General features: G+C 62.7%; 25 protein-coding genes and 2 tRNA genes. 9 read left to right on the plus strand and 18 right to left on the minus strand.

Annotation, left to right across the window (positions count from 1 at the left end):
• The first annotated feature begins 4 nt into the window (after nt 1–4).
• Entirely contained in the window at nt 5–2,590 is a 2,586-nt protein-coding gene (gene coxB, locus ACFR9U_RS16795) for a cytochrome c oxidase subunit II (RefSeq protein ID WP_345893378.1), read from the plus strand.
• A gap of 6 nt (nt 2,591–2,596) precedes the next feature.
• Here coxB and ACFR9U_RS16800 read toward each other — a convergent pair whose 3' ends face one another.
• The gene (locus ACFR9U_RS16800; protein ID WP_247378297.1) at nt 2,597–3,445 is read right to left on the minus strand and encodes a cytochrome c oxidase subunit 3; all 849 of its coding nucleotides are present in this window, start codon (nt 3,443–3,445) and stop codon (nt 2,597–2,599) included.
• A gap of 161 nt (nt 3,446–3,606) precedes the next feature.
• Between ACFR9U_RS16800 and ACFR9U_RS16805 the strand changes: the two genes are divergently transcribed.
• Entirely contained in the window at nt 3,607–4,773 is a 1,167-nt protein-coding gene (locus ACFR9U_RS16805; RefSeq protein WP_247378300.1) for an acyl-CoA dehydrogenase family protein, read from the plus strand.
• A gap of 268 nt (nt 4,774–5,041) precedes the next feature.
• On the plus strand, nt 5,042–5,293 hold the full coding sequence (locus ACFR9U_RS16810; protein ID WP_247378301.1) for an MTH865 family protein: 252 nt from the start codon (nt 5,042–5,044) through the stop codon (nt 5,291–5,293).
• A 46-nt stretch (nt 5,294–5,339) separates the two neighbouring features.
• Here the strand turns inward: ACFR9U_RS16810 and ACFR9U_RS16815 are convergent, their stop codons facing one another.
• From ACFR9U_RS16815 to ACFR9U_RS16825, 3 genes are all read right to left on the minus strand, one after another.
• The gene (locus tag ACFR9U_RS16815) at nt 5,340–6,986 is read right to left on the minus strand and encodes a class I adenylate-forming enzyme family protein (protein WP_247378302.1); all 1,647 of its coding nucleotides are present in this window, start codon (nt 6,984–6,986) and stop codon (nt 5,340–5,342) included.
• Nucleotides 6,987–7,396: 410 nt separating this feature from the next.
• Nucleotides 7,397–7,654 carry a hypothetical protein gene (locus ACFR9U_RS16820; protein WP_247378303.1) on the minus strand — a complete coding sequence of 86 codons (258 nt, stop codon included), beginning with the start codon at nt 7,652–7,654 and terminating at the stop codon, nt 7,397–7,399.
• Nucleotides 7,655–8,249: 595 nt separating this feature from the next.
• On the minus strand, nt 8,250–8,447 hold the full coding sequence (locus ACFR9U_RS16825) for a YgaP family membrane protein (protein ID WP_345893370.1): 198 nt from the start codon (nt 8,445–8,447) through the stop codon (nt 8,250–8,252).
• Between the two features lie 385 nt (nt 8,448–8,832).
• Between ACFR9U_RS16825 and ACFR9U_RS16830 the strand changes: the two genes are divergently transcribed.
• Together ACFR9U_RS16830 and ACFR9U_RS16835 are read left to right on the plus strand one after the other, a co-directional pair.
• Nucleotides 8,833–9,303: a hypothetical protein gene (locus ACFR9U_RS16830; protein WP_247378304.1), complete on the plus strand. Its 471-nt coding sequence runs from the start codon at nt 8,833–8,835 to the stop codon at nt 9,301–9,303.
• A 53-nt stretch (nt 9,304–9,356) separates the two neighbouring features.
• Nucleotides 9,357–9,479 carry a hypothetical protein gene (locus ACFR9U_RS16835; protein ID WP_282594299.1) on the plus strand — a complete coding sequence of 41 codons (123 nt, stop codon included), beginning with the start codon at nt 9,357–9,359 and terminating at the stop codon, nt 9,477–9,479.
• A gap of 229 nt (nt 9,480–9,708) precedes the next feature.
• Here ACFR9U_RS16835 and ACFR9U_RS16840 read toward each other — a convergent pair.
• From ACFR9U_RS16840 to ACFR9U_RS16850, 3 genes are all read right to left on the minus strand, one after another.
• Nucleotides 9,709–9,885, minus strand: a tRNA-Trp gene (locus tag ACFR9U_RS16840).
• A 45-nt stretch (nt 9,886–9,930) separates the two neighbouring features.
• Complete coding sequence (locus tag ACFR9U_RS16845; RefSeq protein ID WP_247378305.1) at nt 9,931–10,158, minus strand: DUF5795 family protein; 228 nt, start codon at nt 10,156–10,158, stop codon at nt 9,931–9,933.
• Nucleotides 10,159–10,214: 56 nt separating this feature from the next.
• Nucleotides 10,215–11,111, minus strand: a complete 897-nt coding sequence (locus ACFR9U_RS16850) for a DUF5794 domain-containing protein (RefSeq protein WP_247378306.1) — start codon at nt 11,109–11,111, stop codon at nt 10,215–10,217.
• A 437-nt stretch (nt 11,112–11,548) separates the two neighbouring features.
• On the opposite strand from ACFR9U_RS16850, the gene guaB reads away from it, so the two are divergent.
• Nucleotides 11,549–13,030 carry an IMP dehydrogenase gene (gene guaB / locus ACFR9U_RS16855; protein WP_247378307.1) on the plus strand — a complete coding sequence of 494 codons (1,482 nt, stop codon included), beginning with the start codon at nt 11,549–11,551 and terminating at the stop codon, nt 13,028–13,030.
• Nucleotides 13,031–13,045: 15 nt separating this feature from the next.
• Here the strand turns inward: guaB and ACFR9U_RS16860 are convergent, their stop codons facing one another.
• The 7 genes from ACFR9U_RS16860 to ACFR9U_RS16890 all read right to left on the minus strand — a co-directional run bounded on the left by ACFR9U_RS16860 (nt 13,046) and on the right by ACFR9U_RS16890 (nt 18,642).
• Complete coding sequence (locus ACFR9U_RS16860) at nt 13,046–13,171, minus strand: hypothetical protein (RefSeq protein WP_282594300.1); 126 nt, start codon at nt 13,169–13,171, stop codon at nt 13,046–13,048.
• A gap of 47 nt (nt 13,172–13,218) precedes the next feature.
• Complete coding sequence (locus ACFR9U_RS16865) at nt 13,219–14,022, minus strand: ABC transporter ATP-binding protein (protein WP_247378308.1); 804 nt, start codon at nt 14,020–14,022, stop codon at nt 13,219–13,221.
• Entirely contained in the window at nt 14,022–14,810 is a 789-nt protein-coding gene (locus ACFR9U_RS16870; protein ID WP_247378309.1) for an ABC transporter ATP-binding protein, read from the minus strand. The genes ACFR9U_RS16865 and ACFR9U_RS16870 overlap by 1 nt, the downstream gene beginning before the upstream one ends.
• The gene (locus ACFR9U_RS16875; RefSeq protein ID WP_247378310.1) at nt 14,800–15,951 is read right to left on the minus strand and encodes a branched-chain amino acid ABC transporter permease; all 1,152 of its coding nucleotides are present in this window, start codon (nt 15,949–15,951) and stop codon (nt 14,800–14,802) included. Before ACFR9U_RS16875 ends, ACFR9U_RS16870 begins: the two co-directional genes overlap by 11 nt.
• A gap of 1 nt (nt 15,952) precedes the next feature.
• On the minus strand, nt 15,953–16,822 hold the full coding sequence (locus ACFR9U_RS16880; RefSeq protein ID WP_247378311.1) for a branched-chain amino acid ABC transporter permease: 870 nt from the start codon (nt 16,820–16,822) through the stop codon (nt 15,953–15,955).
• Nucleotides 16,823–16,834: 12 nt separating this feature from the next.
• A complete protein-coding gene (locus ACFR9U_RS16885) occupies nt 16,835–18,103 on the minus strand; it encodes an ABC transporter substrate-binding protein (protein ID WP_247378312.1) in 1,269 nt (422 codons plus the stop codon).
• A gap of 242 nt (nt 18,104–18,345) precedes the next feature.
• On the minus strand, nt 18,346–18,642 hold the full coding sequence (locus tag ACFR9U_RS16890) for a hypothetical protein (protein ID WP_247378313.1): 297 nt from the start codon (nt 18,640–18,642) through the stop codon (nt 18,346–18,348).
• A gap of 195 nt (nt 18,643–18,837) precedes the next feature.
• On the opposite strand from ACFR9U_RS16890, the gene ACFR9U_RS16895 reads away from it, so the two are divergent.
• A complete protein-coding gene (locus ACFR9U_RS16895) occupies nt 18,838–19,020 on the plus strand; it encodes a hypothetical protein (RefSeq protein ID WP_247378314.1) in 183 nt (60 codons plus the stop codon).
• Between the two features lie 431 nt (nt 19,021–19,451).
• Here ACFR9U_RS16895 and ACFR9U_RS16900 read toward each other — a convergent pair.
• Nucleotides 19,452–19,525: transfer RNA gene (locus ACFR9U_RS16900), tRNA-Lys, on the minus strand.
• A gap of 159 nt (nt 19,526–19,684) precedes the next feature.
• Here ACFR9U_RS16900 and ACFR9U_RS16905 point away from each other — a divergent pair.
• Complete coding sequence (locus ACFR9U_RS16905) at nt 19,685–21,142, plus strand: DHH family phosphoesterase (RefSeq protein ID WP_247378315.1); 1,458 nt, start codon at nt 19,685–19,687, stop codon at nt 21,140–21,142.
• A 6-nt stretch (nt 21,143–21,148) separates the two neighbouring features.
• Here ACFR9U_RS16905 and ACFR9U_RS16910 read toward each other — a convergent pair whose 3' ends face one another.
• Nucleotides 21,149–21,445, minus strand: coding sequence for a PRC-barrel domain-containing protein (locus tag ACFR9U_RS16910; RefSeq protein WP_247378316.1), 297 nt, complete (start codon nt 21,443–21,445; stop codon nt 21,149–21,151).
• Nucleotides 21,446–21,597: 152 nt separating this feature from the next.
• Between ACFR9U_RS16910 and ACFR9U_RS16915 the strand changes: the two genes are divergently transcribed.
• Nucleotides 21,598–22,140: a metalloprotease family protein gene (locus ACFR9U_RS16915; protein ID WP_247378317.1), complete on the plus strand. Its 543-nt coding sequence runs from the start codon at nt 21,598–21,600 to the stop codon at nt 22,138–22,140.
• On the opposite strand, the gene ACFR9U_RS16920 is transcribed toward ACFR9U_RS16915, so the two are convergent.
• Nucleotides 22,111–24,324: an LUD domain-containing protein gene (locus ACFR9U_RS16920; protein WP_247378318.1), complete on the minus strand. Its 2,214-nt coding sequence runs from the start codon at nt 24,322–24,324 to the stop codon at nt 22,111–22,113. The two genes, ACFR9U_RS16915 and ACFR9U_RS16920, sit on opposite strands and share 30 nt — an antisense overlap.
• Nucleotides 24,321–24,827, minus strand: coding sequence for an LUD domain-containing protein (locus ACFR9U_RS16925; RefSeq protein ID WP_247378319.1), 507 nt, complete (start codon nt 24,825–24,827; stop codon nt 24,321–24,323). The genes ACFR9U_RS16920 and ACFR9U_RS16925 overlap by 4 nt, the downstream gene beginning before the upstream one ends.
• Nucleotides 24,828–24,882 lie beyond the last annotated feature (55 nt).

Raw genomic sequence — 24,882 nt, forward strand, 5'->3', positions numbered from 1 at the left:
TCGGATTCTCTTCGTCGCTAGCCGCAATGGAGCGACGCCGTCGGAGGAGCCGACGGACGGTGCCGAGAAGCCGTCGGGACTCCGCCGGTGGGTGACGACCGTCGATCACAGGGACATCGGACTGCTGTACCTCGCGTTCGGTACCTTCGCAGGCCTCTGGGGCGGCATCGACGCGATGATGATGCGTGCCGAACTGCTCGGTCCGGGCGTCACCGTCTGGGACATCGAGACGTACAACGCCCTGTTCACGACCCACGGGATCATGATGCTGTTTTTCTTCGCCGCCCCAGTGTTCGCCGGCATCGGGAACTACGTCATTCCGGCGCTGATCGGCGCCGACGACATGGCGTTTCCCCGGCTCAACGCCATCGCGTTCTGGTTACTGCCGCCCTCGCTCTTTATCGTCCGGGCGGGACTCATCACCGAGGTCATCGGGAAGGCCATCATGGCCACGATCGGCCAGTTACCGGTGCTGTTCTGGCCGATCCCCAGTTTTCTGACGTTCACGGAGAAACTGATCGCGCTCAAGCCACCGACGACCGGCTGGACGATCTACACGCCGCTGTCGATCCAGCTCCCGAACGAGCAAGTCGACCTGCTGTTGCTCGGCCTCCACCTGAGCGGCATCGCCACGACGCTGGGCGCCATCAACTTCATCACGACCATCTTCACCGAGAAGGGAGAGGACGTCTCCTGGGCGAACCTCGATCTGTTCTCCTGGAGCATGCTCACCCAGTCGGGGATCATCCTGTTCGCGTTCCCGCTGCTGGGCAGCGCGCTCATCATGCTCCTGTTCGACCGGAACTTCGGCACCACTTTCTTCATGAACCCCGGCGGCGGCCCCATTCTCTATCAACACCTGTTCTGGTTCTTCGGCCACCCAGAAGTGTACATCCTCGTGTTACCGGCCTTCGGGCTGCTGAGCCTCATCATCCCGAAGTTCTCGGGTCGTCGCCTGTTCGGCTTCCGGTTCGTCGTCTACTCGACGCTCGGGGTCGGCGTGCTTTCCTTCGGCGTCTGGGCCCACCACATGTTCGCGACGGGCATCGATCCCCGCATCCGGCTGAGTTTCATGATCGTCTCCGTCGCCATCGCGGTGCCGAGCGCGATCAAGACCTTCAACTGGACGACGACGATGTGGAACGGGAGCCTTCGACTGACCGCCCCCATGCTGTTTTGCATCAGCGGGATCGCCCTGTTCATCATCGGCGGCGTCACCGGCGTCTTCCTCGCGTCGATTCCCTACGACCTCGTCGTCCACGACACGCTCTACGTCGTCGGCCACTTCCACTTCATCATCATGGGGATCATCCCCTTCGCGATGTTCGCCGCGAGTTACTACTGGTTCCCGCTCATCACCGGCAAGATGTACAACCAGCGGCTGGCCGTCCTGCAAGTCGCGGTGCTCAGTGTCGGCGTGTTCGTGACGTTCTTCCCCCTGTTGGTGCTCGGCGGCGAGGGCCTCCCGCGTCGATACGCCGTCTATCCGGAGGTGTTCGTCGTCCCCCAGCAGATCGCGACCCTCGGCGCGAGTATCATCGGCGTCGCTGCGATGCTCTGGCTCTACAACATGCTCCAGTCCTACCGTGTGGGAACCCCCGTCGACGACGCTGACCCGTGGGACCTCAAGGAGACCGGTCAGTACACCCGGGAGTGGACGCTCCTCGCCGAGCGGCTGGACGACGCCGAGACGAGCAATCCGGGCGATGGCGCCTCACACGGCGCCAGCGACGCATCGGGGCACAGAGAACGGCCCAGTCCGGGAGAGGTGACGACAGCCGTCAGCGAGTGGGGCGGCGTCAAACTCGTGGGAGTCGTCTTCGTCGTCCTCAGCGCCCTGGCGGTCGCTGGACTGTTCGTCCTCCCGATCACGGAGTTCGATTCGACGACCGAGCGACTCATTCGAACGCTCAATCGCCAACTGCTCCTGGTGGCCGTCCCGATCGTCCTGATCGTCGAAGCACTTCTGCTGTACACCGTCTGGCGGTTCCGGAACAAGGAGGTCGCCGTTCCGACGCCGGAGAGCCCCCGGCTCGAACTCTCCTGGACCATCGCGACGGCGGTCATCCTGATCTTCGTCGGCGTCGTGTCCTACTGGGTGCTGGTCCACCCGGACGTCACGGCGACGCCCGAAACCGCCACGGTCAGCGACAACGCGACCGAGGTTCAGATCACCGCTCACCAGTGGTACTACACCGCCGGCTATCCGGCAGCGAACGTGACCGATCGACGAGCGGACGTGATATACGTCCCCGCGAACAGGCCGGTGGTGTTCCGAATCACGAGTGCGGACGTGATCCACTCGGTTCACGTGCCCGACCTCGGGCTCAAACAGGACGCCCTCCCCGGGCAGTACAACCTGCTGCGGACGACCGTCTACGACACCGGGAACTACACGCTCTACTGTGCGGAGTACTGCGGTGAGGAGCACTCGCTGATGAACACGACGGTTCGTGCAGTGCCTCCCGACGAGTACCGCCGCCGGGTGGAACGCCTGCGCGAGCGAGCACGACAGAACGAAACGAACAGTTCGGGTCTGCGGGAGGGCCTTCCCCACGAGAGCACCACGGGCGGCAGAACCAGCCGGTAATCGCACTCAGGTGACTGCTGCGCCGGCGTAGATCGCCGCGACCAGCAGGATCCAGACGGCGTCGACGAAGTGCCAGTACATCGCGACGGTCGTCACCGAAACGTCCCGATCCGGGGAGTACTGCCCGGCGACGGACCGGAGAAGGACGATCCCGATCAGGATCAGGCCGAGCACGACGTGTAGTCCGTGTAACCCCGTCAGGCCGTAGAACGCGCTGAAGTAGAACCCGCTCGCCAGCGTGAACCCTTCAGCGACGACGAACTCGTAGTATTCGAGGAGCTGTCCGCCCAGGAAGAGCGTTCCGAGTATCTGCGTCGCGCCGAGCCAGATCAGATACCGGCGGCGGTTGCCACCGCGAAGCCGGAGGTGGGCGACGTGCATCGTCAGGCTACTGATGACGAGCAGCCCCGTGTTGATGAGCACCAGCGACGAGAGCAACTGCGGGAGTTCGACCGGCGGCCACTCCAGGAGCCGAACCCAGAAGTAGTAAGAAAAGATCGCGCCGAACGTGCCGAGATCTGTCGTCAGGAACAGTACCATCCCCCAACGGTACTTTCCGTCACCACTCGCTGCTCGTGACCAGTAGTGGCTCACGAACGCGTGATACGTCCACCCGTACAGCCCGATCAGGAACAGTCCGACTCCGAGGACGAAGACGAACGGCCCGAAGATGGGCAAGAAGAGCGGTTCCTCGCCGAACGCGAGGACGAACAGCCCCGCACCCAGGTACATGCCGACGGCGCCGGCAGCTGTCACGATGGGCCACCAGCTCGCCTCGCCGTATCCCTTCGGCCAGTCCTCGACTGCCGGCAGATGGTGTCCAGATTCGTCCGCCCCGCTATCGTGGGAGGACATGCCTATCCGTTCGCCGTGGAGTTCCTAAACGACTCTGTCCCACGGATTTCTTTCAGGAATCGCCCCAGTACCGTGGCAAACGTATCAGACGCAATTCACACAACCGGTCCGTTGTTGGGCGTGTACGGATATTTATAATACTTCGTTCTGTGTTAACAGGCATGGATTACCAGGAGAGTCAGGAACACAAACTCATCCGCGAATCGTGCAGGGAGATCGCCTCGGACTACGACGTCCACTACTGGCGCGAGCACGTCGAGGAAAAGACGTTCCCCCAGGAGTACTGGGACGACCTCGCACGCGACGGATGGCTCGGCGTGACAATCCCCGAGGAGTACGGCGGCGCGGACATGGGCATGCTGGAGATGTCGATCATCATCGAAGAGCTGTCCCGCGGCGGTGGCCAGGGCGGCATCGTGTTCGTCCTGACGCCGGTGTTCGGCGGGATCGGCATCCAGCGCCACGGCAACGAGGAGCAAAAAGAGGAGTACCTCCCGAAAATCGCGAACGGCGAGATGCGGTTTTGTATGGGTCTCACGGAAGCTCACGCCGGGGTCAACACCCTGGAGATCGAGACGACCGGTGAGAAGGACGGCGACGAGTGGGTGCTGGACGGACAGAAGATCTTCATCAGCGGCGTCGAGAACGCCGACACCATGCTACTCGTGGCTCGGACCTCCGAGTTCGATCCGGACAACCCGACCAGCGGCGTGACGCTGTTCCTCGTCGACGAGCCGGCGAGCCGCGACGGGATCGACCTCTCGAAGGTCGACGTCGCCGTCCCGTGGTTCGAGAAACAGTACCAGGTGGACATCGACGGACTGCGCGTCCACGAGGACCAGATTCTCGGCCACGTCGACGGCGGCCTTCTGATGCTGTGGGACACGCTGAACACGGAGCGCATCGCCGGCGCAGCGTCCTCCCTGGGTGGTGGCCTGCGCGCGATCGATCTCGCCGTGGACTACGCGAGCGACCGCGACGTGTTCGGGCAACCCGTCGGCGCACACCAGGGTATCCAGCACCCACTCGCAGAATCCTACGCGAAGCTGATGTCGTCGCGCGAAATGATGTACAAAGCGGCCTGGAAGTGGGACAACGGCGAGGACGCCGGCATGGAAGCGAACTCGGCGAAACTGCTCACCAGCCAGTTCGCGACCGAGGCAGCGAGCCGCGCGGTCCAGGCCCACGGCGGGAACGGCTTCACGCACGAGTACGAGGTGTACGACATCTGGCAGAACGCGCGCGTGACCGAGACGGTGCCGGTCCCCAACGAGATGGTGAAAAACTACCTCGCCGAACACGAACTCGGACTGCCGAAATCCTACTAACTCCCGACAGGTCTCCATCCGCGGAGCCACTTCGTTCCGATTTTTCACCGTACAGGTTTTCGGACTATTGTTCTACTTCCGTTTGGATTTTCAGAGAATCAGTTAGCGATGTTGGGATAGCCCGTTCTCTGGCCGGAGCGCCGTTCTAACTGTTTTCGCTGGGCTCGTGGCGTAAAACTCCGGTCAACCCAAATAAACTGAAAACAATGTGTTCAGTTGGCAAACTCGAATGATTTTTAATACCAGTGCCCAATGAATGTGATGTACTATGACCGACAAAGATGACCTGCGTGAGCAGATGATCGAAGCGTTCGAAGGTGCAGACTACCCGATTTCATCGCCGATGGACCTCGTCCCGGCGCTGCCGAACGGGCCGTCCACGACGTTCGAGTCCGGTGACTTCTCGATGACGGCTATGGAACTGAACACGAAGCTCAGCGGTGGGGACTTCCCCTACGACGCCCCTGAGGACTTCGTCGACGACATCATGGAAGAACTCGAAGACCAGGGCGAGATCTGAACGGCGACTAACTCGAATTCCAGTTCTATTGAACGCTACGGGGTAGCTACAGCTCTTCGCTCGACGACTGGAGCGGCTCGTCGAGTCGCTCCTCGACTTCCTCCTCGAGCTTGTAGCGCTGGACCTTCTGCGTCGCGCTGCGCGGGAGTTCGTCCACGAAAAAGATGCGCCGCGGGTGGGCGTACGTCGCGACGTGATCGAGCGAGAACGTGCGGAGTTCCTCTTCGGTCACGTCGCTTCCGTCCTCCACGACGACGAACGCGACTGGCGCTTCACCTTTGACTTCGTGCGGGGCTGCGACCACCGCCGCTTCGGCGACGTTCGGGTGTTCGTAGAGCGCGTCTTCGACCTCTGCGGGGTAGATGTTCTCGCCGCCGGCGATGATCATGTCGTCGGCGCGATCGACCATCCAGAAGTAGCCATCCTCGTCGACGCGAGCGATGTCTTCGGTGTAGAAGTATCCCTCGTCGTCGAACACTGACGCGGTCTTCTCGGGGAGTTTGAAGTACCCCTCGAAGACGTTCGGTCCACGGATTGCCATCTCCCCCGTCACGGCGTCTTCGTCGTCGAAATCGATGTCGTCGTCCACGCGCGGGCGCAGTTGGTCGGTCGAGACTTTCGTCTCGCGGGTGTCGGGATCGACCAGTTTGATGTCGATGCCGTCCAGAGCCGGGCCGATACAGCCCGCCTCCTTCCGTACTCCGCGGGACGGCTCAGCAGTGCCTGCCGGCGCCGTTTCGGTCATGCCCCAGCCCTCGGTCATGGGGACGCCCCACCTGTCCTCGATCGTCCGACGGACCTCGTCGGGGAGGGGAGCGGCTGCACAGGTGACGTCTTCGAGCGAGGAGAGGTCGTACTCGTCGGGGTTCTCGCGGTACTCACGGAACATCATGGTGTACATCGCGGGGACGCCGGCGAACGTCGTGATGTCGTTATCGTCGATGGCGCGAAGCATCGGTTCAGGTTCGGGTCGCGGCTGGAGGTACATCGTCGACCCGTTGTACATGCACGTCCCCATGATGGCGTTCAGGCCGTAGATGTGGAACAGCGGCAGGACGAGGAGCATGCTGTCCTCGGCGTCGATGGCGAACCCGCCTTTGTCGAACGCCTCGATCGTCGTCAACAGGTTCTCGTGTGTCAACAGGACGCCCTTCGGATTCCCGGTGGTCCCCGACGTGTAGAGCTGGGCAGCGACGTCGTCGTACGCTCTGTCCACGCGATCGAACTCCGGACTCGCATCCTCGACGGCGTGGGAGTAGTTGACGACGCCGTCCCCGCTCACGCCGCTGAGGAGGAGCGTCCCGACTTCGGCCGCCTCGGCGAGGCGCTGTACCTCGTCTGCGAGCAAGGGCGAACCGATGATGTGGTCTGCCTCCGCGTTCTGCACGACGTAGACCAGCGTCTCTGGATCCATCCTGAGGTTCAGCGGAACCGGGACGGCACCGGCGCGGATCGCCCCGAAGTACGCCTCGGGGAACTGTGACGTGTTCGGGACGAACAGTCCTACCCGGTCGCCAGGTTCCACGCCGTGGTCGACCAGGACGTTCGCGACCTTGTTCGCCTGCGTATCCATCTCACCGTAGGTCTGGGCCTGTCCGAAAGAGACGAACGCCGGATCGTCTTCGTATCGGGAGGCCGCCATCGAGAGGAGGTCACCCATGTGCCGGAGGGGTTCACCGTGATAGAGTTCCATGGTAACAACTGCCAGACACACCGGGGAGCGTAATAAGTCTGGCTCCCTAACTGACATCTCACGCGAGCATTCTTTCACACGTGTGTACCATTCGACGACGGGTCGCCCGATTCGATTCTTCACTGGCGCTAGACCGAAACTGGCAGCCGAGCGTCGCTGGTAACGTGTTTTTACCAGTCCTTTGTGAAGACATAACAAAAGCCGTCGGCCCACACGGTTTCGACATGTGGGTCCTGTTCGGTCTCGTCCTGTGGGTAGCGAGCGTTCTCGTCATCTGGGCGCTGATCTACGCTCAAGGTGACCGGGAGATGAATCGACGGACTCGGACGTAACGGAACGGCTCACGGCGTGGCCTGACTCACACCGAGATACCTCACGCGTCGGTCCACCAAAGGCATTCGTCCCCAGGGTCAGTCCTTCAGTGCACTCGGAATCTCGATGGGATCGAGCGACCACGCGACGGTGCCACTCAGCTCAGTGCGTCGTAACCGATAGCGATCGTCTGCACTCGCCTCGACGCCCGGGACCTCGTCGGGGCAGTGAAAGTTGATGTGTTTCTCGTCGTCGTGATCGTAGTAGTAGAGTTCGAGTTGATTCGGCGTCCCGAACTCTTCCCGAAGGATGCGCACGGCCTTCCTGACTCGGTCTCCATCGACTTCCTGGGTCATGCGTGAACGACAACCGACGACAGTCTTTGTTATATCACTGCTACTCTGCGACGGCGCAGTCCTCGGCGGAGGTAAAAGGTCGTCTTACTGCGTAGCCTGGGTGACCGGCGACGCTCGTCGTCCCGAACGTGCGCCAGCAGCTGTTCACTGTACTCCAGTTTATCGATGCAGCGCGACGAGTGGGGACAGCCAGGTCTCCACGTACTCGCGATCGAACGAGAGAAACCCATGAACACCGTCGAGGAGTTCTGTTGGAGCCAGGTTGTCCACACCAGGGACAGTTATTTACTTCTCGACTGTGATTATTTCACACATGGGCGTGTGGATAATATTCGGGATGGGGATTTGGGGAATCGCCGCAGGCCTCGTTTGGGCGCTCATATACGCCAGCGCCGAACAGACGGCAAAGCACCTCGTAGAGGCGTGAAAAGACCGAAGTGAGTGATCACTCCCCACCGATTTCTCAGCGGTGTCGCTGTCCAGCGGAATCGTTCGCTCGTCACACAATCGCGGCGCGAACGATTGCTCACCTCTCGACCAGAGTTGCACTTCCTGGTTCGACGTTCTTGATGGACTCTTCGAGAAGGGGAGCAGATCAGTTAGCGTTACTGTGCCACCACTGACACGCAATCTGCGGAGGGCAGAACCCGGTAAACGTGCTTTGGAGAAGGTTTGCGCCTGCGAACGCGTCAATCAGGAAGAACCAGTGATTGACGAACCATCCGAGGAGAAATCCGATCAGGACAACTGTGCCAGCAATGCGACGGACAAACTTGTCACAGCCGTTTGTCATTGTATAGTATTGTATTTACTATAACATACTAAAGGTTCCCCTTAGAAGTTCAGAGTGTGCGGGATGACATGAGCCCCGCAATCACGGGAAACCACGCGCCGGGCTGAAGGGCATATCAAGTGGTCCCGCGACGATTAACGATAGGGAGTGGTGTAAAGAAAGGGCACCGACCATTCCCATCTTGTGAAAACACACGTGATAATTCGTTCAATACTGGCTGTTCACCGACTCGAGAGGCCGGTATTCGCCAGCGACGAGCCAATCCCGTACAGGGACAGGAGTGGCTGAGAAGTAGCGTACTGGCCGGTTTCCGAGTCTCCGGATTACGACAGCAAGTGACAGCCAGTCTGAAACGTATTGTTGGAATGATGATAGCAGCACTACCATGACGAACAAATTGATTCTCTGGACAGTCGTTCTCGCAGTTCTTTTCGCAGGATGCACCGGTGGGGTCGTCGACGAGGGTGAAAGCAGCCCAACCACAGAACAGCTTCCAGAGCGATCGTCCTCTTATCCAAAGACGTCCACTGAAACAGTTCCATCGGCACCGGCAACGACGTCTCGGGAACCACCGGCTACGCAGACGCCAGATTCAACTGCTACTGCGATCCTTGGCTCCGATAACGACTTCCTCGGAAATACACGTGAAAGGCGGCTCTGGACTGATCCGACGAAGAAAGACACCGACGGGGATTCACTAACCGATTACCGAGAGTTTCGACAGAACACGACAGATCCCACGAAAGCAGACGCGGACGGGGACTCGCTGAACGATTCTGCAGAGCTCAACGAGTACTCGACAAACTCCGCCCAGTCAGACACCGACGGTGACGGCTCGACGACGGGGCCGAGATAAACAAGTAGGACCTCTTTCCCGACGCGGATCCGCTACACAAAGACGTCTACGTGGTGGTCGACTACACCGAAGCGTTCGATGACGAGTACGTCGACGACATCACGCACGAGTTTTCCATCGCGCCGACCTCGAATCCGGACGACACGCGCGGGATCGAGCCTACAGATACCCGTTGAACGAGTATCCGAGCGAGGTGTATTACAACGCTGACAATACCTATCTGGGATTCAGTACGCGATCGCCACGCCAACGCGGCGACTGGGAGATCATCGACGCTGGATAACCGATTCAGCGCGCAGGCCATCTAGAAGCCGAAAACGAGCGCGACTAGATTCAGTGAGGGCTGCGAGCGATTACACGCAACTCAAGACACTAACTTCTCTTCTGTATCGTTCTTAATGAGAATGGGGTCGGAGGGATTTGAACCCCCGATCGACTGATATCTCCGGTTGCGCCTCGGAACTCCAGAGGGTCATCAGCGCGGGCGGTGATCAGCCGTCCGCTCAGTATATCAGTCTGGAGTTTCGTCCCGGGCGCGGTGCCTCTGGAGTCAGTCGCCATGCCGGACTTGGCCACGACCCCGCACTACCGCGTAAGACCAAACTCCCTAAAGGGGTTTCGATTCGGTCAGTCCCGATCGGTGTCAGACCAATCACAGTCTTGGCACTTCCAGCCGGTCACGAACTCCGTCACAGAGGGCATGTACCCGACCTTCAGGACGTCACCGCCACACTCGGGGCAGTCCCGGTCAGCATCCTCGATAGCTTCCGCGTCCATCACCCGTTCGCCTTCGATCAGTTCGGCCAGTTTGCCTGGCGTAACCATCCGCCCCTGTACGACGCGATTGTCGGCCATATCTCTAGTCACGGAGTGAACGTCCTAAGGTTTCCCTTCACGGATTCCCAGTGACGCTAGAGCCACGGCGCCCGGTCTTCATCTGACACCGTGTCAGGGCTCGCAGGCCCGGGGGTGTACTCGTCGTCTGCGTCCTCGTCGTCTACCGGACGCCCGCCGTTCGCCACGATCTCGGCGTCACGATCGCCAGTCGACGCCGAGTCGAAGACGTCTCCGAAGGCCGTTCCCTCGGGATCGAACGCGAACAGGAACGACACGGCTAACACGGCCAGGGCGATCGGGGCGTTCCCGGGAACGAGCCCGAACAGCGAGAGGGGCAGCACCCCGAGCGCGACGGCGCTCCCGAAGCGGAACCGGTCGATGTCGACGACCTCGCGCAGCCAGGGGCCGAACACGGCCAGGTGGAGCGCGAAGGCGACGGCCACGAGTGCCGCGGCGGCCGCCCTGAGCATCAGATCGGGGTCGGCCTGGACGACGAGTTCCGCACCCGACGGATCGACGCTGGCGAGGAAACCGAAGGCGATGATGATCGCCGGGCGAGGGAGCAACTCGCCGATCCGGGCGCTGGCGGTCTTGGCGGCGACTGCCAGGATGACCAGGCCCGCGAACCGCTCGAAGACTGCGAGGTCCACGAGACCGCGGATGGTGGGCGCGAGCGCTGCTTCGAGGACTGCCCCCGTAACGAGGACGACCCCGACGGCGAGGACAGCCGTCGCCTGCTCGCGAACCGTGCCGTCCATCTCCGCGAGGATGACCGCCACCGTCGCACTGCCGCTGAAGATGAGCAGACCGACTTCGAGGATGCCCAGCGGGCTCGACAGAGCACCCGCCAGAACGAGGGCCGGGAAGATTCCGTCCAGTAACGGGAGGCACATGACCGTCCCGAGGAGCCTGGTCGCACCACCTACGCGCTGCTCGATGCGGAGTGCAACCGGGTGTTGGGACTTACTCATCAGAGACGATGGCCGTCTCCCGTGGCCGGTGGGTGATATGCGCCTCGATAGCGTCGGGCTCGACCGCGACGGTCGAATTTGGGCGCATCCTCCGCCTGTTTGAATGTGTGTGCGTCAAAATTTGTCCCGCTGTCTCCAGCGACTGACAGCTGACGCGCAACGCACACACTCGATTGGCTGGCGGAGTCCATACTAGCCACAAGTATTGTTGCGGTCATAAGCGTTGTGTGGGTATTGTCCGCACACCCCTGGAATCGTCCACCTGTAGGAGACAGGAGTATGTGATCACTCGGAATTAGGCAGTTATTTGGGAGAAACGATCAGTTTTGTCGCTCGCAGTGGACGGGAAGTGGTATGCCACCGAGTGGGGAGTGTCACGCGTACCCGCGGTGGGCTCGTCTCGCAACCCTTTTGACGCCCGGCCTGCCACGGTTTACATGGCGAACGACGACGAGTTCTTCTCCGAGAAGCTTCGGGTCGAAGAGGCATTGACCTTCGACGACGTACTCCTGCGACCAAAGGAAAGTCACGTCGAGCCCGACGAGGCCGATACGACGACGCAGGTGTCGCGCAACGTCTCCCTGAACGTGCCCGTGCTGACGGCTGCGATGGACACCGTCACCGAGAGCGACATGGCCATCGCGATGGCGCGCCAGGGCGGACTGGGCGTGCTGCACCGGAACATGGACGTCGACGAGATGGCCGCCGAGATAGAGCGCATCAAGCGCGCCGACGAACTCATCATCCGCGACGTGGTCACCGCAGAGCCCGATCAGACGGTTCGCGACGTCGACGAGATGATGGAACGAGCGGGCGTCAGTGGTGCACCCGTCGTCGACGAGGACGACGAAGTCCTCGGCATCATCTCCGGGACGGACATCCGTCCGTATCTGGAAGTCGGCGACCGCGACGAAGTCCGCGAGGCGATGACCGACGAGGTCATCACCGCTCCCGAGGACGTCACGCCCCGCGAGGCCCTCGAACTGATGTACGACCACAAGATCGAGCGAGTCCCGATCGTCGACGAGGAGAACCGCCTCGTCGGCCTCGTGACGATGCAGGGCATCCTTCAGCGCCGCGAGTACGACACTGCCGCCCGTGACGAATCCGGTGCGCTCCGGGCCGGCGTCGCCGTCGGTCCCTTCGAGACGGATCGCGCGGAGGCCGCGGATGAGGCCGGTGCCGACGTGCTCTTTATCGACTGCGCCCACGCGCACAACCGGAACGTCGTCGAGAGCGCCCGAGAGATCAAAGAGCTCGTCGACGCCGACGTCGTCGTCGGGAACATCGGTACCCGCGAGGCTGCCGAAGACCTCGTCGACTTCGCCGATGGGCTCAAGGTCGGAATCGGCCCGGGAAGCATCTGTACGACTCGCGTCGTCTCCGGCGCGGGCATGCCCCAGATCACCGCCGTCTCGCAGGTGGCCGACGTCGCCCACCAGCACGACATCCCGGTCATCGCCGACGGCGGAATCAGCTACTCCGGCGACGCCATCAAGGCCATCGCGGCCGGTGCCGACGCGGTCATGCTCGGCTCCTACTTCGCCGGCACGGACGAGGCGCCGGGCCGCGTCATCACGATGAACGGCAAGAAGTACAAGCAGTACCGCGGCATGGGCTCGGTCGGCGCGATGAAGTCCGGCGGCGGCGACCGCTACCTCAAAGACGCCGACGAGGACGAGGAGGTCATCCCGGAGGGCGTCGAGGCAGCGACGCCGTACAAGGGCACGGTGGAGAGCGAGCTGCACCAGCTCGTCGGCGGCATGAAAAGCGGCATGGGCTACGTCGGCGCGGAGACGATCCCGGAAGTCAAAGAGCGCGCGGAGTTCGTCCGCGTCTCCTCGGCCGGCCAGCAGGAGAGCCACCCACACGACGTCGTCATCACCGACGAAGCGCCGAACTACAGCCCCGGCGAGTAACCGCCAGGTCTACGACTACAGTTCTTTGCCGTCGGATTCACACTGCGGACTGCAGTAGGCGTTCGCCGCAGCGTTCCCAGCAGTGTGTGCTCTGAACGTTTTCCCACAGTTCGCACAGTCGTAGGACGCGAACGCAGCCATTACCGGCGTATGCGTTCAGCGACACAAAATAGCTGTGACCGGAGCGATCACTCGCCCAGGTAGACGCTCTGGATGTACTCGTCGCCCCGGAGCGTCTCCGGCGCACCCTGCCGGGCGAACAGGCCGTTTTCCATCAGATACACCTGATCCGCGAGGTCCATCGCGAAGGTCACGTTCTGTTCACAGAGCAGGATCGTCACGCCGTCCTTGTGGATCTGCGTGAGCGCGTCGGCGATGTCCTGGCGGACGGTCGGTGAGAGCCCGAGCGTCGGCTCGTCGAGCAGGAGCATCCGGGGGTTGCTCATCAGTGCACGGCCGATGGCGAGTTGCTGCTGTTCCCCGCCGCTGAGCGTCTGTGCGAGCTGGTCCTGCCGCTCCTGGAGGACGGGAAACAGGTCGTACACGAAGTCCCGCCGCTGGGAGACGTTCCCTTTCCGCTGGTAGGTCCCCAGGTCGAGGTTCTTCTTGACGGACATCTCGCCGAAGAGGTTGCGTTTCTCCGTGCAGTAGATCAGCCCGTCGCGGACCATCGTCCGCGCCCCTTTCGTGAGGTAGCGGTCGGTGAGCGTGCCGATTCGCTCGCCGATCGTCCGGTCCTTTTGGCGCATGATGTCCATCGAGGAGGCCACCATGCGTTCCCGGACTTCCTCGCCGAGGTACTCGATCGTGCCCTGATAGTCGACGAAGCCGGCGAGCGCGTCGCTCAGGGTCGATTTGCCGGCCCCGTTCGGGCCGATGATGGCGACGAAGTCGCCCTGTTCCACGTCGAAGGAGACGCCGCGCAGCGCCGAGACCTTCCCGTACGTGACTTCGAGGTCGTCGACGCCGACGAGCGGCTCACCGCCGCTCATTACGCGCCACCTCCGAGGTACGCTTCTTTGACCATCGGATCGGACCTGATCTCCTCGGGCGTGCCTTCGGCCAGCAGTTCGCCGAAGCGGATGACGACCGCTCGGTCGATGAGCGGGAACAGCCCGCGCATGTTGTGGTCGACGACCACCAGGGTGACGCCAGCGTCGTTCCGCAGCTGCTTGAGCAGGTCGGAGATGGCGTCGACCTCGGGGTCCGACAGACCCGCGAACGGCTCGTCGAGCAAGAGGAGATCCGGGTTCGTCGCCAGTGCCCGACCGAGTTCCAGCCGGAGCATCCCCGCGTGCGGGAGTTCGTCCGGCGTCATGTCCATCCGGTCGTCCAGTCCGACCAGTTCACAGACGCCTTCGGCTTTCCGGATCGTGTCGCCGCGGAGGCCGGCCAGCGAGAACAGCTTGTCCGGCACGAGCGGTAGCGCGATGTTCTGGAGCACCGTTCGGTCTTCGAGCGGCCGGAACGACTGGAAGGTCCGCGCCATCCCGCGCTTGACCATCTTGTACGGCGGGAGGTCGGTCACGTTCTCCCCCTTGTACCAGATGTTCCCACTGCTCGGGGGGTAGATGCCGCTGATGCAGTTGAACGTCGTGGACTTGCCGGCGCCGTTCGGGCCGATGAAGCCCAGAATCTCCTCCTCCTGGACGGCAAATGAGAGTTCGTCGACGGCCGTGATGCCGCCGAAGTTCTTGGTGAGGTCCGACATCACGAGGATGCCGTCGTTCGGTCCGAGTTCGTCACTCCACTCTGGTGGTGCTTCAGGATCAGCGCTCATCGTCGTCACCTCCGAAGAAGTCGCGGTAATTGTTCAGAACCTGTGCGAGCGGATTCACCATCTCGCCACCGTCGGCCGCCACGTCTGCGTCCTCGCTGGACCGGTTTCTGAGACGTCGGCCACCGAGGATGACGCCGCGCAGGAGGCCGCCCGGCAGAACGTACACGAGCAGCAGCGACACCAGCGCGAACAACAGGAGGTTCACTTCCGTGACGGGCGTCCCCAGCACGGGGACAGTGAAGTTCAACTGGCCGAGGAAGTACCGGGCGACGACGAAGAAGATGCCGCCGGCCGCGGCGCCGACGATCGTTCCCATCCCGCCGATGATGACGGCGATGATGATCTCGATGTTGAGGAACAGTTCGAGCAGCGCGTCCGGCGTCGGCGTCACGAGCGGCGTGTGCACGTACACAGAACCGGCGAGCCCACCGAGCGCGGCGCTCAGCACGAACGCGAAGATCTTGAACTTAGCGGGGTTGAGACCCGCGGAGTTGACGGCGTCCTCGCTCTCGCGGATCGCTGTGAAGACGCGCCCGGCGTCGGATCGGGTCACTGCGAGCAGTATCAACAGGACGAACACGAACAGCCCGAACGCGAGGTAGTACAGCGGGAGGACGTCGGTGAATCCGAGCCCGAACAGCGATTCCGGATTGTCCAGCCCCGTGTTTCCGCCCAGCAGGTCGCCGTACACGACGAACACCTGGAGCAGGATGAGCGGAGCGATCAGCGTCACGAGCGACAGGTACGGGCCGCGGAGTCGGAGCGCCGGCACGCCGATGACGAGCCCGAAGACGGCTGCCATCAGCACGCCGACGGGAATGGCCAGCAGCGGCGCGATCCCCATTTCGAGGTTCAACAGCGCTGACGTGTATCCGCCGACCGCGAAGAACACGCTGTGGCCGAAACTGATCTGGCCGGTGTAGCCAGAGACGAGGTCCCAGCTCATCGCGAACATCGCGAAGAAGAACGCGACGGCGAACGTCTGAGCCTCGCCTCTGGTCAATGCCACGGGCAACACCGCGAGCCCGACCAAACAGAGGAGCCCGATCTTGTGCCGGAGCGGCTTGTTCAGCGGGTTGAGCCACGCAGTGAGGTTCCCGTCGTCGACGTCGAGTTGGGCATCGAGGTCCTGATCGCTCATCTCAGGCGTGCACCTCCTGACCGAACAGCCCCGATGGTTTGACGAGCAACACGGCGACGAGGACGACGAGCGGTGCCAGCCCCTGCAGTCGGGGGTCGACGAGACTTATCGTCAGCACTTCGAGCGTCCCGATGATGTACGCGCCGAGGACGCTCCCGCGGATGGACCCGAGGCCCCCGAGGACGACGATGGCGAACGAAAGCACCAGTGGCGATCGACCCATGGTCGGTGACACGCCCAGGCCGTACGAGGCCAGGAACAGGCCGGCGATGCCGGCGAGCATCCCCGCCAGGATCCACATCCACAGATTGATCCGGGAACTGTCGATTCCCACCAGGAACGCGCCTTTGCGGTCCTGGCTCGTCGCCAGGATGGCTCGTCCCGTATCCGTCTTGTTGACGTAGAGGAACAGCAGTCCCAGCAGGAGCCACGAGACGGCGAACATCAGCAGCTGGTTGAACTGGATGGCCTGGCCGGCGATGGCCGGCGTCTCGCCGTCGACCAGGACGAGCGTCGTCTGCGAGCCCGCGCCTTCGACGACGAGGAACAATGATTCGATCGCGACGGCTGTCACCAGCGTCATGATCATCACGAGAATCGGTTCGTCCTGCACGCGGCGAATGGGTCCGAGATACAGGAGCGCGCCGAACAGCGCTGGGACGAGGATCGCAGCGAGTACCGCACCAGTGACGCCGAGATTGTACACTTCCGCCGCGTAGTGTCCCGCAAACGCTCCCAGCGTCAGGCTCGCCCCGTGTGAAAGGTTCAAGACGCCGCCGACGCCGAAGATGAGCGTGAACCCGACGGCGACGAGCGCGTACAGTGCACTCAGAATGAGCGCTTGCTGAGCGAGAGAGAGAATATTGACCATCGATACCTCCTGTTAGATCCACCGTGGTGGTTTGTATTCGCTCGTCGCGTACTCGGGCGGGTAGATGACTTCCTGCGTTCCCCCGCCGTCCTCGTTGGGCTGCCACTGCTGGATGACCGGATTGACCTTGTCCTTGGAGTAAATGACGTCGTGGGCGTGTTCGTGGCCCTTCCCGTGGTACTCGATCGTCCCGATCGTCCCCTTGTAGGAACTCTCCTCTAAAGCTTCCACGACTTTGTCCGAATTCGACGGGTCGCCGTCCATGTTCGAGACGGTCTGTGCGTACTGTTTCACGGCGTCGTAGGTGATGTAGCCGGTGTACACGGGCAACCCATTGAAGTTGTCCTTGTAGGCCTCGATGAACGGCTGAGTGTGTTTCGTCAGTTCGCTCTGGGGCGTCGCGACGTTCTGCGTCACGGTGTACGCAGCAGTCTTCTTACTTTTCTCGTAGAAGGCGGGCAGCTGACTCGGGACGTGAACGCCCCCGAACCCGAACGGCCGCCTGTCTCGCGCCCACGAGGAGATCGCCGTACCCCCGGTGTGCGCCATCGCGACGAACGCGGCGTCGGCGTCCCGCTCCTCGACTTTGTTGTACAGCGTCCCGTAATTGTTGGTGTCGGCCGGGAATCGCTCCTTGCCGACGAGGTTGAAATCGCTCTGCTGGAGCGTCTGTCCCACGACCTTCTCGATCGCCTTCGTCCACTCGTAGTCTTCGAGCAACATGTAGACGTTGTTCCAGCCCATGTCGGCGAACTTGGCCAGCGAGAAGTCGGCGAGGTTCTGCCCCAACTGGATCGCGTTCAGTGGCCCCGTCCTGAAGTGATACTTGAACTTGTCGTACTCGTCGCCGACCTTCGTGCTCACCCGAGGCGTCGCGGCGCCGGTCGTGAGGTGGACGGTTTCCGTGTCGGCGAGGTCGTCCAGGATCGCCATCAGCACCTCGCTCACGTACACGCCGACCGTCAGGTTCACCTGATTGTCCAGCACCAGGTCCTGGTACGCCGTCTTCCCCGTCGCGGAATCGCCCTTCGTGTCCTTGGCGACGATCTCGACGTCCTTGCCGTTGATTCCACCGTTCTCGTTGAGTTCCATCGCGGCCAAGTTGGCCGCGTTTTTGATCGACCTGCCAGTCGAACTGTCCATCGGCGCCAGCGCTCCGATCTGGAACTTGCTCGTCTCGTTCGATCCACGACATCCCGCTAAGCCAGCGGCCGTTACTGTCGCCCCGGTCGCTTGCAAGAACGACCGGCGCTCGACCGGTATGTTTCTATCTTTAGACATGTTTGCTCCCTTCTCATTAGTATCTCGTGAACGTCCCGCAACCATGACCTGACAAAATTAATTTTCCTATTTATATATAAGTTTACTGGGAGTCATGTCACGTAACTACCCAAAACTATATTTTACACGCCGAAATCAGCCGTAGGTATCCGGGATCACCCCGGAGTGGGGACGAGTCGATGCAACCCGCCAGAACCCCCGCGCGGCGTCTGTTTGTCAGCTATTCGAACATGAGGTTCGACTCACAGGTCGACCATCCGATCGGTGACGTCGAGGAACTGCCCCGGCCGGTCCCCATCCGGCGCCACCTCCTCGACGGTCCCGGTTTGATCGACGACGAGCCGGTGGTCCGGTTGCCCTGGCGGCACCACCATTCCGAGCGGGGCAGTGAACCCGTCTGCGACCAACTCGGTTTCCACGCTGCCGGCGGGCTCCTTCCCGCTACTCAGCAGGTTACAGCCAGCCAGCGTGGTCCCGATGCCCAGTCCGGCACCGGTCCGCAACACCGTTCGGCGCGAGACTCCCCTTCGGTCTGCCATCGGTCACTAGCTCCCCCTCAGAGAAATGCGTCGCACGCCGAGCGTGCCGCGCCCAGTGCAGCGGCTGTGTCGAATCGCGGGCATACCCGCTGTTCGACGACCCGCATCAAATCCATTCGGCCCGTCCGGTAGCTACAACGTCACTTTGACCCTTCCGACGGCTTATCGGTCCTCGCCCGAATAGCTACGGTAGAGATGTCCCCACCGCTCCAGTCCCTCCTTGCCCTTCCCCTGACCGCCGTCGACTTCGCAACCGCCGGCCTCCTCTACGAACTCGTCAGCCCCTCCCTCGGCGTCCTCGTCGGGTTCGTCGGACTCCTCTTGCTCTGCAGTATCGTCTACCAACTGTCGTGGGTGGAACGCCGACACTCGATCTGACCGCCGACCGCCTGCAACCGTCTTTCCGAGACACAGCAGCCGCTCACGGTTTGCGAGCGCCAGAGTATAGCGGGCCGAAAGGGAATTGAACCGAGTGCAGACGGCCAGCCTCGCTCCGCTCGGCTGCTGCGACTGCCCGGGTTCAAACTTTCGGCAGCGAATAGCATGCGCTCACGGGTTGCTCGTCGCCAGGAATACGGGCCGAAAGGGATTTGAACCACGCCCGGACGTGCTCGCTTCGCTGCGCGCGTCCGGTCTCGTTCAAATCCTTTCTATCGGCCTTGCAGGCGTCGCTCGGAAGTGAGCGACGCCAGAGAAGGACGGGCCGAAAGGGATTTGAACCACGGTCGTTCCGCTACGCTCCACTCCCTGATTCAAATCTTCCGGCTACGCACAACAGGCGCTCACGAAGTGTGAGCGCCAGAGTAAAGCGGGCCGAAAGGGATTTGAACCCTTGACCGACGGCTTAAGAGGCCGTCGCTCTGCCAGACTGAGCTATCGGCCCTGGCAATTTTGAGTAATGGGGGTTGGTTCAAATACGTTTCCTTTCGCCTGCCGGCGGTGAGTCGTTGGCACACCGCACCCACGGCTCATCCGTGGCACGTTTTCCAGTTCGATAGAAGGTGCGTGTTATAAGTGTCTGCCGGCCCCAGCGGACAGTATCATGAGCAGTGGCATCACGATGGCCTCGATGTCTACGTATGCGATTCTCGGGTGTGGGAGCGTGGGCCACGCCGTCGCCGAGGAACTCGAATCCGAAGGGAAAGACGTCCTCATTCTCGATATGGACGAAGGTCGCGTCGAGGCCCTCCGCGACCAGGATCTCGACGCTCGCTCTGCCGACATTCGTGACAACTCGATCACCAGCGAAGTCGACGACCGCGACGTCATTCTGATTCTGTCTTCCGACGTCGAGGCGAACATGGCCGCCGTCACCAACGTCCGCGACAGCGGCGGCGAACAATTCATCATCGCGCGTGCGTCCGACCCCGTCTCCGCCGACGAACTCACCGAAGCCGGTGCCGACGTCGTCATCAACCCCTCGTCGGTCATCGCTGATTCCGCTCTGCGTGCCCTCGAGACCGGCGAGCTCGAGTACAAAGCCACGCAACTCGCCGACGTCATCGACGACACGGACTCGCGCATGGCGATCCTCATCCACCGCAGTCCCGACCCGGATTCGATCGCCAGCGCCGCCGCCCTCCGTCTCATCGCCGAGAGCCGCGACGTCGAGGCGGACATCGTCTACAAGGGCGAAATCGGTCATCAGGAGAACCGCGCGTTCGTCAACCTCCTGGGCATCGAACTCATCTCCGGCGCCGAGACGGAGCTCGAAGAGTACGACACCTTCGCGCTCGTCGACCACGCCAAAGGCGGCGAACCCGAGATCGACCAGGAGATCGACGTCATCATCGACCACTTCGAGCCCGATCACGCCCACGACGCGCGGTTCATGGACGTCCGCCCCAACGTCTCTGCGACCTCGACGATCCTCACGAAGTACATCCAGGAACTCGATCTCAATCTGGACCAGGACGTCGCGACCGCGCTCCTCTACGGCATCCGCGCCGAAACCCTCGATTTCAAACGAGACACGACGCCAGCCGACCTGACCGCCGCCGCGTACCTGTACCCCTTCGCCGACCACGACACGCTCGAACAGGTCGAGTCCCCGTCGATGTCCCCCGAGACGCTCGACGTGCTCGCGGAAGCCATTCGCAACCGCGAGGTGAAAGGGTCACACCTCATCTCGAACGCTGGCTTCATCCGCGACAGGGACGCGCTCTCCCAGGCCGCCCAGCACCTCCTGAACCTCGAAGGCATCACCACGACGGCCGTGTTCGCACTCGCCGACGACACGATCTACCTGGCCGCTCGCTCGAAGGACATCCGCATGGACATCGGCGCAGTGCTCGCCGACGCCTTCGCCGACATCGGCGACACGGCAGGCCACTCGACGGACGCCAGCGCCGAGATCCCGCTGGGCATCTTCACGGGAATCGAAACGAACGAGGACAACCGGGACACGCTGCTGGAGCTCACAGAACAAGCAGTCAAGACGAAACTCTTCGAGGCGATGGGCGTCGAGGGAAGTGAAGGTGGTAGTAGTAACGGCGGATAGAGAGCTTCAAACCGCGACTTCGTTTTCTTCCTCTTCCTCGGGTTTGCGGAGGCGCTCGATGATGTCGCTGACGAGCACGACGTCACCGACCGCCTGTACCCAGTCGTACGGGACGATGACGCCCCGCGAGCCGCGCGCCCGCTCGCCGAAGAGGTCGTGATTGACCCGGTGGAGCGCGAGCCCCGTCACCTTCACGTCGTCTAAGTTCAGACGGACGTCCTCGACCTCACCGACGAAAACACCGTTGTTCGAGTAGACTTCCCGACCCACGAGGGCAGTTATTTCCTGCGTTGGCGCGTTCATACAATGTGCGTACACGTCCTAGGTCTTAACTTTTGGCCGATGTCTGACATCCGTCTGCCGAGTTCCCCGGGCGACAACCGTCATCTCGGCAATCTTCAGCCGATCGGCAACAGAAACTATTCGTCGCCCGTCCACCTCTAGTTACGTATTCCGTGTCAGCAACCCACCTCCTCCGGAGCGCGTACTACGTACTCGAAACGGCGCTGCTCGCTCCAGGGATCGTCGTCCACGAAAGTGCGCACGTCCTCGCCTGTCGAGCCACGGGCGTCACCGTGACCAACGGTCCCGTTCTCAATCCCTTCGGTGCTGACGCGTACGTCGACCACGAGCGAGTCGAGTCGTTCCCGGTCGACGTGACCATCGCCGTCGCGCCACTCGTCGTGAACACTGTCTTCGCGCTCGTCGCCTTCTCGCTGGTGGGGTTCGCACCCACGTTCCCACTCGCCCTGCCCTGCTACTGGCTGGGCGCCTGTTTCGGGTTGACGGCCTTCCCAAGCGCAGGCGACACCGAGACGCTCTTCAGGACAGCCCGGGCGCTGCCTCGGTGGGGACAGCCGCTGGGATACACGCTGGCCGTTCCGCTGCGAGGATTTACGAAGGTCCCCGGCTCCGACGGCGTTGCGGGGTTCGTCTGGACGTTCGTGTGTTTCGGTGCCAGCGAGTCCTTACTCGTGACTGGCGGAGCGCTCCCCTGACGCGAGCACCTCGATCGGATGCGGGACCCGACGCTCGTACAGCGTGTCTAGTTGCTCCTGACAGGAGGTCCCGCTCGCGACCAGCAACTCGTCGGTTACGTCCCCCAGATCGTCGCGGAGGGCCTCGCCAGCGTCCATACTCATCTCGTAGTACTCGCGCTTGTAGCCGAAGCTGCCGGCCATCCCGCAGCACTCGACGGTCGACGTTCGGACGTCGTACCCCGCCGCGTCGAGCACCGACGTGGTGTACTCGTCGAGCCCCAGCGTTCGCTGCTGGCAGTGGCTGTGATACGCGATCGGCGCATCGTTCTCGGAGTCGCCCAATCGGTCGGCGTCGGCGCCGTTCTCCAGCAGTCCGTAGACGTACTCCATGAGCTCGTAGCTGTCGTCCGCGAGCCTGTCGAACGACCGCTCCGGCAGGAGGTGTTCGTACTCGCTGCGGAACATCGCCAGGTCGCTGGGTTCGATCACGACGACGTCCCGCCCCTGGTCGAGATGCGTGACGAGCGCGCCGTGGACGGCTTCGGCCTGCTCGCGCGCCGTCTCGATCATCCCCTGTGAGAGGGGCGCCCGACCGCTCTCGGGAATCGCCGGGACGTGGACGCGACAGCCGAGGGTTTCCAACACGCGCACGGCAGCTTTCCCTCGGTCCGGATCGAAGTAGTCGGTGTACAGATCCGGGTACAGCACGACGTCACGGTCCGGGTCGGTGACCTGTGCCCCGCGAGCGCCGTACCACTCCCGCAGCGTTTCGTCGGCGAAATCGGGCAACGCACGCCGCGAATCCACGCCGACGAGCCGTTCGAGCAGCGACTGCATCGGCCCGAAACTCGCGAGGGCGTTCGTGAGCCCTGGCGCGAGACTCCCGAGCTTCGCGACGGTTTCGACGTTGCCGAAGAAGCGCTTCTGGCGGTCCATCCCTGCGGGTTCCTCGTCGGGGGTCAGTCCGTCGACGAGATATTCGAGATCGGTCTCGTCGGTGTGCTGGTGGTTCAGTCGTTCGCGGACCACCGTGTTGATCCACGGGATGTCGATCTTCACCGGGCACTTCGGGACACACCGCGAACACCCGGTGCAGAGGTCGTTCATGTCGCTCGCGCTGTCTAGCCCGTGGACGCCGGCTTCCCAGCCCGTGCCGATGCCACCGGTGTAGGTCTCGCCCCCGAAACCGTGGCCGCCGACGCTCTGGAAGTTCGCACAGGAGTTGTTGCAGGCGCCACACCGAATGCAGTACAGTGTCTCCCGCAGCTCGTCGTCTTCGCGCATCGCCATGCGGCCGTTGTCCAGCAGTATCAGGTGGAACGACCGCTCGTCGGCGTCCCGGAACTCGTCGGCCTCGAAGTCCGGAATCGGCGCGTCGACCGGGGGCGTCAGCAACGATACGTACGAGGTGATGTCCTGGCCGGTTCCCGTTTTGGCGATGAGTTCCGTGAACGGCTGGAGGTCCGCGAGACTCGGCACGAGTTTCTCGACGCCCGCGACTGCGATGTGCGTGTCCGGCGTCACCGCGGTCTTGCGCGCGTTGCCCTCGTTGGTGACGAGCATCAGCGTCCCGGACTCGGCGACGACGAAGTTCGCGCCGGTCATTCCCACGTCCGCCTCGCGGATGTGGTCCCCCACGCGCTCGCGTGCGAACTCGGTCAGTTCGTGCGGGTCGCCGTCGAGGTCTTCGTCCAGGTCGAACTCGCGGTTGAACAGCGCCGCGATCTCGTCGGCCGATCTGTGCATCGCCGGGCCGATGAGGTGCGACGGCGACTCGTCGGCCACCTGGATGACGAACTCGCCGAGGTCCGTTTCGACCACTTCGTAGCCGGCCGCTTCCAGGTGGTCGTTGACGTCGATCTCCTCGGTAGTCATCGACTTGCTCTTGACGAGTTTCTCGGCGTCGTGGTCGGCCATGATCCCTTCGGCGATCCGGTTCGCGTCCGCCGCCGTCTGCGCGACGTGGACCTGCCCGCCGTTGGCCTCGACTGCCTCGGTTACCGTGTCGATGAGGTCCGGAAGGTCGGCGATGGCCCGTTCCTTGATGTCGCGGGCAGCGTCGCGACAGTCCTCGTACTTCTCGAACCGCTGGAGGGTGTAGTCGGTCAGCTGGTTGACCGTCCGCGTGTTCTCCCCGATGGCGTCGCCTTCGGTCTCCATCAGGTGCCGGAGTTCCTCGGCGCGGTCGCGTCGGGAACTCATCGGTCCTCCACGACGACGACGTGCGTCTCCTGGGGACCGTGGACGCCCTGGACGAGCGTGCCCATGTCGGCGGTGGCGCTCGGCCCCGTCGCGAGAACTTGCGTGTCCGTCCCGCGCTCGAAGTCCTCGCCCATTCGCTCGAAGGCGTCGCGCATGTCGGGGACCACGTCGCTGGCGGCCACGACGGCGACGTGCCGCGGCGGGTACAGACTGACGAGTTCCCCGCCGGCTTCACTCGACGGCAGCGTCACCGTTCCGTAGTCGGCGATTCCGATCCCGGTCGGCGTCACCCCAGTCACCGCAGCGTCGATCTCGAGCGGTGACGGGTCCAGGGCGACGGCCGTCTCAGCGAGGGAGACCCCGTCGTAAGGGAGCGGCGTCCCGACCGCTGGCTCTTCGATGGCGTCTCCCAGGGTCTCGGCGAACGACGACGCCGAGGTCGTGTGGACCGTGGCTACTCCCTGGAGCGAGGACTCGAACGTCGAGAGCGTCTCCGAACTCATGTAACTCGGTAACACAGCGCAGCAACCAAATCCCTTTCCCCAGTGGGGGTTGGCG

Source organism: Halorientalis brevis (assembly GCF_042678165.1).
GTDB classification, from domain to species: domain Archaea; phylum Halobacteriota; class Halobacteria; order Halobacteriales; family Haloarculaceae; genus Halorientalis; species Halorientalis brevis.

Coding starts and splice junctions, on each gene's coding strand:
- ACFR9U_RS16800 (WP_247378297.1), bottom strand. CDS start 3,445: ATGTCCTCCCACGATAGCGGGGCGGACGAATCTGGACACCATCTGCCG.
- ACFR9U_RS16805 (WP_247378300.1), top strand. CDS start 3,607: ATGGATTACCAGGAGAGTCAGGAACACAAACTCATCCGCGAATCGTGC.
- ACFR9U_RS16810 (WP_247378301.1), top strand. CDS start 5,042: ATGACCGACAAAGATGACCTGCGTGAGCAGATGATCGAAGCGTTCGAA.
- ACFR9U_RS16815 (WP_247378302.1), bottom strand. CDS start 6,986: ATGGAACTCTATCACGGTGAACCCCTCCGGCACATGGGTGACCTCCTC.
- ACFR9U_RS16820 (WP_247378303.1), bottom strand. CDS start 7,654: ATGACCCAGGAAGTCGATGGAGACCGAGTCAGGAAGGCCGTGCGCATC.
- ACFR9U_RS16825 (WP_345893370.1), bottom strand. CDS start 8,447: ATGACAAACGGCTGTGACAAGTTTGTCCGTCGCATTGCTGGCACAGTT.
- ACFR9U_RS16830 (WP_247378304.1), top strand. CDS start 8,833: ATGACGAACAAATTGATTCTCTGGACAGTCGTTCTCGCAGTTCTTTTC.
- ACFR9U_RS16845 (WP_247378305.1), bottom strand. CDS start 10,158: ATGGCCGACAATCGCGTCGTACAGGGGCGGATGGTTACGCCAGGCAAA.
- ACFR9U_RS16850 (WP_247378306.1), bottom strand. CDS start 11,111: ATGAGTAAGTCCCAACACCCGGTTGCACTCCGCATCGAGCAGCGCGTA.
- guaB (WP_247378307.1), top strand. CDS start 11,549: ATGGCGAACGACGACGAGTTCTTCTCCGAGAAGCTTCGGGTCGAAGAG.
- ACFR9U_RS16860 (WP_282594300.1), bottom strand. CDS start 13,171: ATGGCTGCGTTCGCGTCCTACGACTGTGCGAACTGTGGGAAAACGTTC.
- ACFR9U_RS16865 (WP_247378308.1), bottom strand. CDS start 14,022: ATGAGCGGCGGTGAGCCGCTCGTCGGCGTCGACGACCTCGAAGTCACG.
- ACFR9U_RS16870 (WP_247378309.1), bottom strand. CDS start 14,810: ATGAGCGCTGATCCTGAAGCACCACCAGAGTGGAGTGACGAACTCGGA.
- ACFR9U_RS16875 (WP_247378310.1), bottom strand. CDS start 15,951: ATGAGCGATCAGGACCTCGATGCCCAACTCGACGTCGACGACGGGAAC.
- ACFR9U_RS16880 (WP_247378311.1), bottom strand. CDS start 16,822: ATGGTCAATATTCTCTCTCTCGCTCAGCAAGCGCTCATTCTGAGTGCA.
- ACFR9U_RS16885 (WP_247378312.1), bottom strand. CDS start 18,103: ATGTCTAAAGATAGAAACATACCGGTCGAGCGCCGGTCGTTCTTGCAA.
- ACFR9U_RS16890 (WP_247378313.1), bottom strand. CDS start 18,642: ATGGCAGACCGAAGGGGAGTCTCGCGCCGAACGGTGTTGCGGACCGGT.
- ACFR9U_RS16895 (WP_247378314.1), top strand. CDS start 18,838: ATGTCCCCACCGCTCCAGTCCCTCCTTGCCCTTCCCCTGACCGCCGTC.
- ACFR9U_RS16905 (WP_247378315.1), top strand. CDS start 19,685: ATGAGCAGTGGCATCACGATGGCCTCGATGTCTACGTATGCGATTCTC.
- ACFR9U_RS16910 (WP_247378316.1), bottom strand. CDS start 21,445: ATGAACGCGCCAACGCAGGAAATAACTGCCCTCGTGGGTCGGGAAGTC.
- ACFR9U_RS16920 (WP_247378318.1), bottom strand. CDS start 24,324: ATGAGTTCCCGACGCGACCGCGCCGAGGAACTCCGGCACCTGATGGAG.
- ACFR9U_RS16925 (WP_247378319.1), bottom strand. CDS start 24,827: ATGAGTTCGGAGACGCTCTCGACGTTCGAGTCCTCGCTCCAGGGAGTA.